The following is a 14,680-nucleotide window of genomic DNA, read 5'->3' as shown; positions in this document are numbered from 1 at the left end:
CGTGTATCGTCTTCTTTGGATAATTTTACTTGTTTTTAGTTCGGGTGGATTTTGCCAGCATTATAATTTTAAGGCGTTTACTGTATCAGATGGTTTAGCCCAATCTCAAGTAAGAGATATTTGCCAAGACCAACACGGTTATTTATGGATTGGAACGGCGTCAGGTCTCAGCCGTTTTGATGGAATCGAATTTGTAAATTATTCGATTGATGATGGCTTGCCAGATAATAATATTAGTGACTTATTTGTCGAAGATAATGGCAGTTTATGGGTTTCTACTGCAGGAGGTGTTGCGCTATTTAAAGACCAAAAAGTAGAGACTTTTAATTTCGAAGATCCTTATCGAATTAAGCAAATTTCCACCTTTAAAAATGAAGTTTATTTTGCTACAAATACTGGGTTGATAACTCTTGAGAACAAACAATTCAAAAAAGTTGGGTCCAATGATTTTGAGCGAAATCTATTTTTAAGATCGATTGTAAACTACCAAGATTCTTTATTGTTTTGCGGAGGTAAAGAAGGTGTTTATGTTTGGAATGGAAACAGTTTTGTCGATGTTGAAATACCGAATTATGACGAGTTAAATGTCAGAGGGTTATCCATTCAAAATAATAAGTTGTACATCTCGGCGCGTAAGGTTGGTTTAATCATTTATAATCTTGAAAAAAATGAAGTTGAAAAAGTTGACTTAAATTATACAACCGTGTCTACTGTTGGTTTTTACGAAGATAAGGTTTATGGTATTTCTACGAATTCGGGGGCTTTTTTATTGGAAGATGAGCAGGTTACGTATTTTGACAGCCGTAATGGCTTGATGAACAGCGGGTTGTCATGTGTCTATATTGATAGCGAAGGGAATCTTTGGATAGGAACGGATGGTAGAGGTTTATTAAAGTTTTCAGGTACAGCGGTTGTTTCGTATACCGTAAACGATGGTTTAGGAAGTAATTTGGTTTTAGCAATTGCGGAAGACAAAAATGGCGAATTTATTTTTGGGACTTATGATGCGGGTTTAACGCGGTTTGATAATGGGAAATCAACTGTGTATAATGCAAAAAATAAATCGTTGGTAGAAAATACAATATGGGCCATACGTACAGACGAAGATGAGGGCGAGATTTGGCTCGGCACTTCTCAAGGATTAACAGTTTTAAATCAAGATTACGAGTTAGTTGATGATATTTATAAAGGTTTTCAAAAAAAAATTCGAACCATTCTAGAATTGGAAAATGGCACCATCTTAATGGGAGGAGATGAAGGCCTAGTGGTTGTTGAGGGAGATACTGTTTTTACTGCTGCTGAAGATTTAAACCTAAATAAAATTTATCAGATAAATCACACAATTTATTTTGCAACATCGGAAGGTCTCTATTCATCTTCGATTAATGAGGGATACAATAACTATGAGCGAATTTCTTTGCCAGAAAATAAGATTTATTCGCTGACAAGTGATCGGTTTAATAATTTGTGGATTGGAACAGAAAATGGACTTTTTATACGATTTGGTAACGGCAAAATTGTCGCCTTACCTTTAGATGCTAGAGATTACCGTTCTAAAAACATTTTAGGACTCATTACAAGTCAAGATGGTGATATCTGGATTTGTGGGATGAAAGGTGTTTATCAGGTAAAATATGATGAAAGTTCGGCGAATAACATTCGTATATTAAATTACGGTACTCCTGAAGGAATTCTTAATGAAGAGTCTAATATTAATGCAATTTACGAAGACCGGAACAATAGAATCTGGATTGGAACGGCAAGTGGCTTGGTAAGAATTGATCCAAAATTAAGTGATGACCTTTTTAATTGTAAAGAGCCAATGTTGCATCTAACAGGTGTGCGATTGTTTATGGAAGAAATTGTTTATGAAGATTATGAAACAATATTAGATTCGACATTCGATGTTCCCTTAGAAATTGAATTACCCTTCAATAAGAATCACTTAACATTTGATTTTATAGGGATTAATTTAAAGGACCCAAGGAGCGTCTTATATGAATATCGCTTATTAGGTGCAGATGAACAATGGTCACCTTTGTCACGAACAAATTATGCGACATATTCTTTTCTACAACCCGGATCGTATACCTTTCAAGTGCGAGCGAAGAATAAAAATGAAGATTGGTCATCAATTCAGTCCATGAGGGTGGTGATTACCCCGCCTTTTTGGAAAACTTGGTGGTTTATTTTTTTAGTGTCGGTTGGTGTTATTTTGATTTTAACTTATTTCTTTCAGGCAAGAATTCGAACAATCAAACAACAAGAAGATAATGAGAAATTAGCATTGAGGAATAGATTGCTTTTTTTAGAGCAACGTTCGTTAAATGCAAGTATGAACAGGCATTTCATTTTTAATTCCTTGAATTCGATTCAATATTTTATTAATAGTTCGGATAAACTTTCGGCAAATAAGTTTTTATCCAACTTTGCTAAGCTAATTCGCAAAAACTTGGATAGTTCAGCAGCAAACAATTTCATTGTCACATTGCAAGAAGAAATCGAAAGAATTGAACTCTATTTATCACTTGAAAAGATGCGGTTTTCTAATAAGTTTGAATATGAGGTGACAGTTTCTCCTTCACTAGATACGGAATCTATTGAAATACCTTCAATGATTTTACAGCCTTTTGTAGAAAATAGTATTATTCATGGTGTTTTATCATTGGAACGAAAGGGGAAAATTAACGTAGAAATTCATCAGGAATTTGGCGAAGTAGTTTTTGAAGTTACAGATAACGGTTTAGGAATTGATAATAGTCTAAAACACAAGTCAAACGAGCACAAAGGGGATCATGAATCTCAAGGAATGGAAATTACTAATCGTAGAATCGAAATTTTACGAAAACTAACAGGTGAAAATTTGCTGATAGTTGGACCTTTTCAAATGAATGACGAAGAAGGCAATAGTATTGGTACTAAGGTGATTCTGAAATTAGGGGGTACTAGAAAATTTGAATAATAAATGTTAAAAATTTGCGCAACTTGACATAAGTTTGTATCTTTGATAGTAAGATTGCAAAAATTGGCAGTTAGAGAATGAGAAAATTATTACAAATATCGTTGGTTTTGGTGACAATGTTCGTGATCGATTCTTGTACAAAAGAAGAGATAGAAATTGTTAATCAAGAGGAGCACATGATAGAGGATTGTCATGGTAATACTCGTTTACAAGGTAATGATCCATATACTGGAGGGATTATTGATCCGGATAATGATGATGATGATTTAGATGAGGATGATCAGATCGTAGACCCGGACGAAGATGATGATGATATGGAAGAGGATAACGACGATAAAGCTCAAGCGGAGACTGAAGGAGCAACCAACGAAGGTTTCTAAGCTTCTTAAAAAATATATTTAAGTAAAAGATGTCTTAGGACATCTTTTTTTGTTTTTATATGCTTGTTAGCTTGCATTAAATTAGATTAAATGAAAACACCTGAAATTAAATTAGTTGGAGCCATCATGCTTATTGCAGTTATCACATTACTAATTCCTTCTTGTTCGACCAACTATGAGAAATCATGGGTATCTGTAATGATTGAAGATGGATACTCTCGTTCAGAAGCGGAAGACGCTTGTAATGATACAGCAATTGAATCAGAACTGAATTAACCTTAAGTTTATAGAATGGACACATTCAGTTGGATAATGAGCTTCGTATTTCTATTTCTAGGAATACTTTTGGGTTATTTTGTTTCGCTTTACATGCCTTGGATTGCGCGTAAAGTGTTCAGACGGAAAGCAAAATCCAAACTCGTATTTTACAATATTGATACTGGAGAAGTCAAAGAAAGTAGAGATCCAGACAGTAACACATTGAGAATTGTAATAATTACCGATTTGCTAACCTCAAATATTACATTCAATTTCACCCATTTCTACTATAGAAAGAATGCCGAATTAAGACTTCACAGACAATATCACTTTCCGTTCTATAGTAAATGGGGAAATAAATCAGATGATTATATAACTCATTTGAAAAACGAAAAATATCATGAGTTTTTAGAGAAAAACATCTTCTTTCTTGCATCCGGCGCTGTTGGATTAACAAGTCCTTTAGAGTCTGTTCTGACAATTTTTAATATTCCGGAATCAGGAATGACCAAATAACCCATTGTAAAAAACGCAAGCTAACCACAGTAGCTAAAGCTCACGCCTACCTTTGGCCAACGCTTTTTCTCGCCCATGACTTGCCCAAAGTCCTGGGGTGTCATACCGGTCGGACGGATAAAAGTCCGGGGTTCTGGTCAATGCACCTCGCGCCGGCATAAAAAATGCCTATCTTTAGCTTAACGGTGTATCTTATATTTTTAGTGTATGTAAAGTATCAAAAGGCTTAATTAAAGTTTGATATATTTACCACTAGTTTGACGAGCAGGGATTGATCACTATTATTAGTTTCGATTGCCTTGAGGTATTAAAAGTTTCTCATAAAAAAACCGCCACTTTGACAAGAGACGGTTTTAATTCTAATTTAATTAATAGCTTACTCTTTAATGAATTTTTTCAGCGTATAACCAGAGTTGTCTTTGATTCTTATATAATACATTCCCCCAGGCAAATGACTTACATTAAAGTCAAAGTTGTAACTCCCTGTATTTATTTCTCCTTCATAGATCGTAAATACAGGTTGACCTAGAGTGTTTAAAACTTCGACCTGAAGGTTTTGGTATGCAGTTGCTGTTAAGGCTAAATTAACTATATCACTTCCAGGGTTGGGATAAATTGCAGAGACATACGATTTATGTTCTTCTATTGACAACATACTTACGGGATATAAATTAATATCATCAATATAGATGTTATTTCCGTTGTCATTTTGGAATTCAATTTTGTAACGGAAGTTTTCAGTGTAAAATGAAGAACTGATGTTTTCTATAACAACTTCGAACCATTCATCATTACTCTCTGGTGTATAAGAGCCATTTTGAATTTCAGGTCCTAGGTCATCGCCATGTATGTTTTTACGCAGTACCCATGATTCACCACAGTTGTTGGAAATGTAAAATCTTAGCCATTCGTCTGTTGATGCATTTCTTCTTTTATACGCATATTTAAAGCTAAAAATCATGTCATCTTCTTCGTCAACGTCGCTTAAGTCAATTGTACCAGATATGAAACTATCGTATGAATTATTGTTAACCCCTCTATTCTTTAGCCAAATAGAACGGTTTCCAGTGTAAGCCACTTCATCATTAATTTCCCACGCTTCATCTAAATCTTCATCAATAATAGAAAACCTATCGTAATCAGGGAAGGATGCTAATGTTTCAAAACCTTCAGAATACGGTAATCCTGTACCTGGAACATTCATGACAGTGATATAATCTTCAAATGTAACAGTTCTTGTATCAATACCATCTGTAACTTCCAACGTAACGTCATAAGTTCCCGGTGCATCAAATGTAATAGTTGGGTTGGCTTCTGTGGAAATAGATGGACTACCTCCTTCAAAATTCCAAGAATAGCCTGTTACGTTATCAAAAGACGCATCGATAAATTCAATCTCATCACCGGCACAAATTAATTGGCGATCAGCATAAAAATCGGCTTTACAAAGTACCGCAGGCGTTCCAACACCAGTTAAAACATGATGATCGGGATCAACAAGGTTTTCAAGAAATCCTATTGTATTCAAATTATTAATCACAATATCTTTTTGATCGTTTGAATACATGTTCTGGCACGGGCTGTAACTCATGAAGTTTTCAAATTGGTCTTTTGCATCAAATCCGTATGGATCTCCACTTGGTATTTCGTCACACGTGTTTTGTTCCGTATCGCAAGACCATTGTGCAGATACAACTGGTGGAGTATCGCAGCAATAATCACCATTTGAGCTACAAGAACCCATATGACATCCTCCTTGAAATGTGTGAAGTAATCCTAGACAATGACCTATTTCGTGTGTCAATGTACGATCACCTGATGCCGTACCAACATCACCGTATGCATCATGCCGAATGATTACACCGTAATTAGATGAACCCCCAGAATATGGAAATTCTGCGTACCCAAGTGTTACACCTCCTTCTGATTCTATAGAGTTTACAATCCAAATGTTCATATAGTAATTCCTGTTCCAAGCATCCAATCCACCGGTCGAATAGTGTTTTTGACGATTATTGGAATTATAACTTAAAGAACCTACGTTTCTACGTTGTATTCCATTTGTACAATTACCATCAGGGTCAATTTTTGCTAATTCAAATCTTATTCCCATATCAGCAGCTGAAGATAAAAAAGGTGCCTCTTCTGTATCTCTCGTTTCATCGGCATCACTGTTTTCTCTGTTGAAATCTTCATTTAACATATCAATGCCACTTTGAACTTGCTCGTATGAGATATTTCCTTCACCATTATCATGAAGGATATGTACAACAACGGGAATTATGAAGTCGTCTTCACGGTCACTATAACTTGTTCCTTCAGTTCTTAAACGTAAAAGGTGTTCATGCATACTCGTTTCCAACTCAGGTTGCGTTTTATACAATTCTTCCATATAATGATCGGTACCACACCAATGTTCTGTTTGGGCTTGAACACTATAAGTTGTAGCTAATAATCCGATAGCTGCTATAATTTGCTTCATAAACTATTTGATTAATTTAACTGTTTGAATTTTTCCTTCTGATTCAACTCTTAACAAGTACATACCTGGCGCCAAATCTGCACTTGACCAATTTATTGTTTGCGTACCTGCAGGCAGGTAGCCTTCGTAAACATTTGATATTTCGGCCCCTAGAGAATTGTACAGCTTAATCGAGTAATTATCTGCTGAGTTTAAATCTAATTTAATAATTGCATTATCCAGCAAAGGATGAGGATATACCGAAATATCTAAGGTCAATTCTTCTTCGTTAAGAGAAGCATATGAGGCAGGATAGAGATTGATATTATCGATGAAAATATTATTTCCATTATCATTTTCGAATTCTATTCTATATCTAAAATTTGACACAAAATAAGATGAATTTATTGTGGTAATATCAACACTTCTCCACTCACTAGGAGAACTTGGGAAATATTCACCTTCCTGTATTTCCGGGCCTAAATCATCACCGTGTAAATTTTTTCTCAAGATCCATGTTTCACCACAGTCTTTAGAAATGTAGAAGCGAATCCATTCGTCATTTGAGCCATATCTTCGCTTGTAAGCATATTTAAAGTTGAATACAATCTCATCTGATGGATCAACTCCACTTAAATCAATTGTTCCAGACATTACGGCATCTTTAGCTCCAGTATTTTTATCATAATTGTTTAGCCAAATAGCTTTGTCACCTGCGTAAGTATATTCGCTAGTTAGTTGCCAACTACCATCTTCCCCATCATCTTCGATAATAAATTTTTCATCATCAGGGAATGAAGTAAATGTTTCAAAACCTTCTTCAATAGCAGGACCAATTCCAATATTAGGTAATACAATAATGTACTCTTCTTTAGTTTCAATTTCACTGTCTATTCCGTTAGCAACAGTTAAGGTAACCGTATATTTACCCGGTGTGTTATAGGTAATCGTTGGAGCATCGCTTGTTGATGTTGCAGGCATACCTCCATCAAAAACCCACGCTCGTGTTTCCACATCATGATAAGACAAATCAGTGAAATCGATAGATTGCCCAGCGCAAATCACGCGTTGATTAGAAATAAATTCTGCTTCACATAAGTCTCCATCACTATCTACACCGGTTGCAGCGAGGTTTGTAGGTGTTATTAGTTTATAACGTTGTCCACGTGTTCCTAGAAGTGCAGTTTGAATTCGTGCAGCTTGCAATTCAGTAAACATGGTAGAACAATATGAGTAATCCATGATGTTTTGAACGTTGTCTAAAGATCCACAAGTTTCACCGTATAAATCAGAGCAATTTGTCCATCCTATTGTGTTTGGCGTGTCATCTACACCATCATCGGTTCCACAGTTGTCAGGATCACCCGGTGTGTTTGTGTTTCCCCATGGATGCGCAAGGTTTAACCAGTGACCACATTCGTGACTTAAAGTGTGACGTCGTCCTTCATTTGAAGTTCCTATTACTCCCATATAGTCGTGACGCATGAAAATTGAACCATACATTCCAGCAGCTGGATACCAGTTGCCAGGACGGTATGTATACCCTGCATTTCCACTTGGGTCTATACAAACAAAGACATTCATGTATTTGTTTTGTGGCCAATTTCCTTGTGCTTCTTGCACGGCTTCTACAATGGCATGGCCGCCGTCGACCATTCCTTCGTCGTAGGTGGTTTCTGAAAATGTTCGTGTGATACCGGGGTGACAATTTCCGCTATTGTCTTTTGTGGCCAGTCTAAATTCAATATCTGCATTACCAGTTATTCCTGCAAATTCAGGGATTGTAAAGCCTAAATCATCATTTTCTTTATTAAAATCAGCATTTAAATTTTCTAAAGCATTGTAGATTTGTTCATCGGAAATATTTTCAGGTCCTCCCAAATGAACGACATGTACAACTACAGGGATGATATAGCTCGATCTGTCGTCAGGACTCCAAGATTCGATAAAGTTTTGATAATCTACTTCAAATGTTAAATCATCAAGTGAATCCTGAATGGCGTATTCTGGAAATTGTTCGTATACTTTTTGTGTTTCTTCAGTTGTGCCACAAAAATGTGGATGTTCTAATTCTTCAGCTGTAGGAAAATCTGTTTGTGCACCCGCAAATAGGCACATGTTCGCCAAGGCGACAAGTAGCGTTGTTTTTTTCATGGTTGAATTTCGTATTCTAATTAGCGTATAGTACCACAAGTTACGAAGAAAGTCGCAGTTGTGTCAAGTAAAACACTTAAACTGTCCCAAATGTTTATTCAGTGGGATTACAAGATTGAAATCTATGGTGCATTTAAAAATCACGAACTGAGATTATTGTCTGATCAAATCGCTTTGGGTCAGCAATAACTTCATAAAGTTTAGTAGCAACGTTTTCAGGTTTGTTCAACTCATTATCTGCTTTTAAATCTATAAATTTTTGATGCGATTTAAATAGTTCAGGATTCGAAGATCTGATTTCTGATTGCATTCCTGTGTCTACAACACCTGGGGCAATTGAATGAATGTGCCAATTATGAAGTTGATGAAGCTTAAATTCTAGGTCTATCGTTTCGCTGTAAATATCTATAGCCGCCTTTGATGCACAATAATTTGCCCACCCATCTATAGGATATTTACCTGCACCTGAGCTAATATTTATAATCTGACCTTTTATAATATCCTGCTTGCGGTAGGTGTCAATAAATTTATTAATTAACATTTGGGGCGCTAATGCATTTACCGTCATAACTGACTGTATGGTATGGTTAGCAATCACGCCAATAGGACCAATTTCTCCAATTATTCCTGCGTTATTGATTAGTATAACTTCCCGTCCAACCGCGTCAAAAAAGAAGGCTTCAACTGCTTTTAGGTCACTTAAGTCAAGGTTTATTGGAAAGAAATGGTGGTGCTGGATTTCATTAGTTCGTCCGATACCATAGACCATGTACCCTTCTTGCAAAAGTAATTCTGCAATCGCTCGACCTATTCCACGAGATGTACCGGTTATATAAGCAATTTTATTTTGTTGGGAATCCATTATCAACCCAATTCATTATACCACCTTGGAGATTATTAACGTCTTCAAACCCTTGCATTTTTAAAAATTGACAAGCATTCATGCTTCTTCCTCCACTTCTGCATCCAATAATTAAACGTTTATCTTTTGGTAGCTCACCAATTCTATTTGGTAATTCACCAAGCGGAATTTGAATTTGCCCTGGGATATCGTAAGCAACTTCATCAATTTCAAATGGCTCTCTTACGTCCACAAAAAGGGTTCCTTCTGCAATTTCGTCCAATACATTTTGAGGACTTACTTCGTTAACTGACATATATTTATTTTAAAGCTTGTTTTAAGTCGTTTATTAAATCTTCAGCATCTTCAATCCCAACACTGAGTCGAATTAAAGAATCAACAATTCCTGTTTTTTCACGTTCTTTTTTTGGAATGGCTGAATGTGTCATGGTTGCAGGATGTCCGATTAAAGATTCTACACCACCCAATGATTCAGCTAAAGTAAAAATTTTTACTTTTTTAACGGTATTTAATGCGTCTTCAATTTTATTGTCTTTAAATGAAAAGGATATCATTCCTCCGAAATCACGCATTTGACTTTTAGCGATTGCATGATTAGGATGTGATTCGAATCCAGGCCAATAGACTTTTTCAATTTTGGGATGTTGGGCTAAAAATTGAGCCACCTTTGCTCCGTTTTCACAATGTCGCTGCATACGCAGATGAAGTGTTTTTATTCCCCGTAAAACCAGGAAACAATCCATTGGAGCAGTAATGGCTCCACTTGAATTTTGAATGCGATAGATGTCGTTTGCAATTTCTTTATTTTTACTAACCAAAACACCCATCACGATGTCGGAATGACCACCCAAATATTTGGTTGCTGAGTGCATAACAATATCAGCACCTAAATCCAATGGATTTTGTAAATAAGGACTGGCAAAAGTATTATCAACAGCAAATAAGATTTCGTGATTTTTAGCTATTTCAGAAGCGCCTTTAAGATCAATAATATTCATCATTGGATTTGTAGGCGTTTCAATCCAAATCAATTTTGTACGGGAATTAATCACTTGATTCAAATTGCCAATTTCAGATAAATCAATAAAATGAAAGACAATTCCATACTTCTCAAAGATGGTTTTGAATAGACGATAAGTTCCGCCATATAAATCATTGCTGGTAATCACTTCATCTCCAGGATTGAGCATTTTTAGCACACAATCAATGGCTGCAATACCACTTCCAAAACATGCTCCAAACTTCCCATTTTCAAGTGCTGCAATATTCTTTTCTAAAGCGTCTCTTGTCGGATTAGAAGAACGAGAATAAACATATCCTTTATGTTTGCCAATTTCTTCTTGAACGTAAGTGCTTGTTTGGTAAATAGGTGTCATTATGGCTCCGGTTGCTTCATCTGGTACTAAACCAGCATGAATTGCTTTTGTGCCAAATTTCATGTTCTGCTCTTCCAAATCGTCTTTCTATGGTTTCAACAAAATTAATCTTTTTCGTCAATTTTTAGTTAAAACGGAGTGATTTTAGTGTTTTTTGACGTTTAATTTACCAATTTTTAATCATTACGGACACTGTTAGAAAAATGCCCTCAATTCCATACCCCCTGAATGAATGGCGTTATTTTCTTCAGATTTTCTTCCGTTATAATTAAAGTTTAATTGAAGATTTTTAGCGACTTTTCGTTGATAAGATAGTCCCCAAGTAAAATTATTGCCCGTTCTCAGTCCTTCTAGCATTTCAAATGCAATGGACGAATTTTCTGAAGCGTTGTAATTGATCACAATAAAGTTGAAACGAGCTGAAAAACTGCCTTTTCGAACCTGATTATACCTTAAGTCAGCACCGATATCTCTAATCACAGCCTTTTCAGCAAGATCAGAATTGTTCACTTTTTCGCTGTATTTTCCGTTTAATGCAATTCGAAAAGCACTATTTGGTTGATAAGAAAAAACGGGGGTTGTTTCAAAATATTCGATGTAATAATTTCTGCTAATTGAATAATCTGAACCGCTTTTTTTACGCCCTAATGTATTGTCAATTCGCAAATTGAAATATTTACTTAAATTCCATCTAATTTGAAACTCATGAAAGGTATTTAATCGTGTGTCAAAGCCATTTGATAATAGTATTTTAGAGCCGTTTTCTTGATAGGTATAATTCATTCCAAACACCGTATTCGTTTTATTAAAATACAGGGTATTTCTAAAAGTTGATCCAATGGATACAAGGTTAGTGTCCGAAATGGAATACAAGAAAGGATTAAGTAATTGTAGACCTTCTTCGTAGTTTGTTTTACGATTTATTTTGTAAACTGTTTGATTGCTAAATCGTGCGATGAATTTTTTTATTCCTTCTTCTGATCGCCAGATTCGTTGGGGGGATAAGATAAGACTTGTATTGAACTGATTGGAATAAGTTCTTATGTAGGAGTTGGTTGGAACAAAAACGCGGATAAAATTTCCCTGATCGGCAAATATGGCTATTTCAAATTCTCCCAAATCTTTAACGCCATCATTGTTGTAATCAATCCAAGTATATGTTCCTTGCCCAGGGTTAACTTCTATATAAACAAATTCGCGTCTTAATTCTAATCCTGATCCCAATTCGTAAAAACTGGTGGCAGTAACTGCCCCCTTCCACAACTTCATGACATGTTCAATTCGGTTTAATAATGTGTTTTCTGGAGCACTATTAAATAGATTTGTATCTGTTATGGTTAAACTTCGATAGTTCGCGTTTAATCTTAAAGAATGATTTGGGTTATTTGTTAAACCTGTTGTAAGTCCAATGTTTCTTGCTTTTGCAGCAATTTTTAATAAAGTCGAATCACTCAACCAATCGTATCGTTCTCGATAGTACACTTCCATTTGATTTTTTGTTGAATCAGAAGTTGAGATATAAGTTTTCCAATCATAAAAGCGGTAAGAACTTAATTCGAGTACTGGGTTATTTGACAGTTTTTTTTGATTTGTTTCATGAATATCTTGAAATCCAAGTTTTAGTTTACCAATAGTTTTAGAAAAGTCGATATTATGACGAAGAAATGAAGTTTCTTCTTTTCCCTTTGAAGTTAATAAGCTTCCATCTGCAATGAGTTTCCAACCGGATTTTTGAAAGGTTATATTTCCATTATTCCTTATCCCAAAATAATCTTCTCCCCAAGTGAAATTTTCAAAATTATAATTAATTGCTCCCCAATTTCTACTGAGAAGTTTAAGAGAAATATTAGATAAGTATTGATTCCCTTTAAAATTCTGATTTCGTACATTCCAGTCGCGATCAAATTCAACTGACCTGAACCATTGAATTTGCTTGAAATTTTCTTCGTTGTACTCAAAGTTTACATGGGTTATAAGTTGTAGCTTTCTTTTTTTACCCAGGGGTTGTTTTGCATTCAGTTTCCATTTTAATCCAATTCCTTGGTTGTCTTCGGCATGTAAATCGGAGAATGTGTTTTGATCTTGATTGGATAAAGCAAGTTCAACAGAACTATTGATGTGAGGAGCGATACGATAGGAAGATCCCACCACAAACATTTGCTTTTTTTGCGGAGCAATGAGCAATTGAACAGGTGCGTAATTTCCTTGAGATACCCCGTCAATTGGAGCTACCCATTTATAGACTCTACCATTAGCAGTGTAACGGTCAAAAACATAGTCTCCTTGCCCCATAGGAACTTCTGAAAAAAATGCTTGGAAATTAGCCGTAGATGGGTTTACACTGAAAACCAAAACCGAATCATAACCCAAAGAATCGGTTAAGTTATATAGAATACGGTTTTCGGAGTAACCGATACTATCAATACTCGACGAAAAAGCATCGAAAAGGCTGTCTCCAGCTTCGCTGAGTATTTGCCTTTTTTCGCTTGTAAGTGTTTGTTGAATAGTTTGGTTTTTTGCATCCTGTTCTGAGTAAACATTCACCCAAGTATGGTATCGATCACCAGTAAACTCTGCGTTATAGGCGAACAACGAACGGGCATAGTTCAAGTCTGAATACTGGAACTCAATAACCATTCTCACATCTTTTGTAATTAAGTTATTTGCCGTAAATGTTACTTCCGCCGTATTGTAATCAATGGTATAATCAAATTCTTGGCCCCTTGTCATTAACTTACCATCTAAATACACCTTTTCTGTTCCAGCAAGAATCACAATGTAGGATTCATTTTCCGCTCCTGTTAAACGATAAGGACCTTGATTCCCCTCAACACCTTGTATAATATTTCTTGAAAATTTACCTTTCGAAAATGCCCCACTAACTTTGTGTGCAGCTTGGCCTTTGAACCCAATCCATCCTAAATCATGATTCGCTTCAATAGAGACCCCTTGGGTTCGTTTATTGTAATTTAGAAAATAGCCTTTTGGTTTTTTAAGCCAAAAATCTCCGCCAATCAATGCAAAATCACTGTTGTAGATCTGAAGATACACTTGATCAAATTCTTGTAATTTTTGTGTGTTTCCTTCTGGTTGAAACGGTACATTATCATCGGATATTGACCCTTTCAAAAATAAATTTGGAGCAATTTGTCCATCTAGCTGTAGGTTTAGAGTAGATTGAACACTCAAGTTTTGGGCATTGCCAACTGTAATTCCTCTTGATATACTTCCTTGCTTATTGAGTTTGGAAGAACCAAATAAGTCGGTATTAGGATTTGATGTAGAGACAGAGTATATAAATGGGTCGAAAGTTGAAATGGTGTCAGAAACGATTATACTATCTGACTTGTGCGCGAACGGCTGATTGAAATTATACGGCATTTTGGTATATCTTATTTCAATTTCACCTCCTACTAAACTATCTTTTACGACCAGTTTCGCATCAATACCATTTAAATAATAATTCCTAATCTCCCGTTTATTGTTGAAAACTTGAAAGCCAGACCTGTAAACCGAAACTGTATCAAATTGTATAGTATCATTGGTAATAGGAAATGTCTTTATTGTTTGCTCCTGCGTATAGCTATATACACTTTGGAATAAAACATAAATAAATAATATTTTCTGACAATAGTTTTTCAAGTCGGTCCATCTCTGAAAGTATAAAGATATACGGATTTATTGACTGAAAATTGCAAGAAGGTGGAAAGC

The 14,680-nt window shown here is 35.6% G+C and carries 10 protein-coding genes; 4 read left to right on the top strand and 6 right to left on the bottom strand.

The genetic code is table 11. The annotated features are described in order from the left end of the window. Position 1 precedes the first annotated feature (1 nt). The 4 genes from A8143_RS06470 to A8143_RS06455 all read left to right on the top strand — a co-directional run bounded on the left by A8143_RS06470 (position 2) and on the right by A8143_RS06455 (position 4,116). On the top strand, positions 2-2,962 hold the full coding sequence (locus A8143_RS06470; RefSeq protein ID WP_175437500.1) for a ligand-binding sensor domain-containing protein: 2,961 nt from the start codon (positions 2-4) through the stop codon (positions 2,960-2,962). Between the two features lie 77 nt (positions 2,963-3,039). After that, positions 3,040-3,342 (top strand): hypothetical protein, encoded by a 303-nt coding sequence (locus A8143_RS06465; RefSeq protein ID WP_066757291.1) that lies wholly within the window; start codon positions 3,040-3,042, stop codon positions 3,340-3,342. Positions 3,343-3,432: 90 nt separating this feature from the next. Then, positions 3,433-3,618 carry a hypothetical protein gene (locus A8143_RS06460; protein ID WP_066757288.1) on the top strand — a complete coding sequence of 62 codons (186 nt, stop codon included), beginning with the start codon at positions 3,433-3,435 and terminating at the stop codon, positions 3,616-3,618. Positions 3,619-3,633: 15 nt separating this feature from the next. Further along, on the top strand, positions 3,634-4,116 hold the full coding sequence (locus A8143_RS06455) for an OadG family protein (protein ID WP_139134286.1): 483 nt from the start codon (positions 3,634-3,636) through the stop codon (positions 4,114-4,116). A 376-nt stretch (positions 4,117-4,492) separates the two neighbouring features. Here A8143_RS06455 and A8143_RS06450 read toward each other — a convergent pair whose 3' ends face one another. The 6 genes from A8143_RS06450 to A8143_RS06425 all read right to left on the bottom strand — a co-directional run bounded on the left by A8143_RS06450 (position 4,493) and on the right by A8143_RS06425 (position 14,611). Then, positions 4,493-6,598: a zinc-dependent metalloprotease gene (locus A8143_RS06450; protein WP_066757278.1), complete on the bottom strand. Its 2,106-nt coding sequence runs from the start codon at positions 6,596-6,598 to the stop codon at positions 4,493-4,495. A gap of 3 nt (positions 6,599-6,601) precedes the next feature. Further along, positions 6,602-8,731, bottom strand: a complete 2,130-nt coding sequence (locus tag A8143_RS06445; RefSeq protein ID WP_066757275.1) for a M43 family zinc metalloprotease — start codon at positions 8,729-8,731, stop codon at positions 6,602-6,604. A 133-nt stretch (positions 8,732-8,864) separates the two neighbouring features. Continuing rightward, positions 8,865-9,593, bottom strand: coding sequence for an SDR family NAD(P)-dependent oxidoreductase (locus A8143_RS06440; protein ID WP_066757273.1), 729 nt, complete (start codon positions 9,591-9,593; stop codon positions 8,865-8,867). Then, complete coding sequence (locus A8143_RS06435; RefSeq protein ID WP_066757270.1) at positions 9,574-9,888, bottom strand: rhodanese-like domain-containing protein; 315 nt, start codon at positions 9,886-9,888, stop codon at positions 9,574-9,576. Before A8143_RS06435 ends, A8143_RS06440 begins: the two co-directional genes overlap by 20 nt. A gap of 4 nt (positions 9,889-9,892) precedes the next feature. Continuing rightward, on the bottom strand, positions 9,893-11,032 hold the full coding sequence (locus tag A8143_RS06430; protein ID WP_066757267.1) for a cystathionine gamma-synthase: 1,140 nt from the start codon (positions 11,030-11,032) through the stop codon (positions 9,893-9,895). 132 nt (positions 11,033-11,164) lie between these two features. Then, on the bottom strand, positions 11,165-14,611 hold the full coding sequence (locus A8143_RS06425) for a hypothetical protein (RefSeq protein WP_066757264.1): 3,447 nt from the start codon (positions 14,609-14,611) through the stop codon (positions 11,165-11,167). Positions 14,612-14,680 lie beyond the last annotated feature (69 nt).

The sequence above is a fragment of the Crocinitomix algicola genome (assembly GCF_001661595.2).
In the GTDB taxonomy this organism is placed as follows: Bacteria; Bacteroidota; Bacteroidia; order Flavobacteriales_D; family Crocinitomicaceae; genus Crocinitomix; species Crocinitomix algicola.
Note: the sequence above shows the minus strand (reverse complement) of the source record. Positions and strands in the feature narration are given on the sequence as shown.

What these genes read in the sequence shown, in the direction of transcription:
- A8143_RS06440 (WP_066757273.1), bottom strand. Translation starts at nt 9,593, where the DNA reads ATGGATTCCCAACAAAATAAAATTGCTTATATAACCGGTACATCTCGT.
- A8143_RS06455 (WP_139134286.1), top strand. Translation starts at nt 3,634, where the DNA reads ATGGACACATTCAGTTGGATAATGAGCTTCGTATTTCTATTTCTAGGA.
- A8143_RS06435 (WP_066757270.1), bottom strand. Translation starts at nt 9,888, where the DNA reads ATGTCAGTTAACGAAGTAAGTCCTCAAAATGTATTGGACGAAATTGCA.
- A8143_RS06430 (WP_066757267.1), bottom strand. Translation starts at nt 11,032, where the DNA reads ATGAAATTTGGCACAAAAGCAATTCATGCTGGTTTAGTACCAGATGAA.
- A8143_RS06465 (WP_066757291.1), top strand. Translation starts at nt 3,040, where the DNA reads ATGAGAAAATTATTACAAATATCGTTGGTTTTGGTGACAATGTTCGTG.
- A8143_RS06445 (WP_066757275.1), bottom strand. Translation starts at nt 8,731, where the DNA reads ATGAAAAAAACAACGCTACTTGTCGCCTTGGCGAACATGTGCCTATTT.
- A8143_RS06460 (WP_066757288.1), top strand. Translation starts at nt 3,433, where the DNA reads ATGAAAACACCTGAAATTAAATTAGTTGGAGCCATCATGCTTATTGCA.
- A8143_RS06450 (WP_066757278.1), bottom strand. Translation starts at nt 6,598, where the DNA reads ATGAAGCAAATTATAGCAGCTATCGGATTATTAGCTACAACTTATAGT.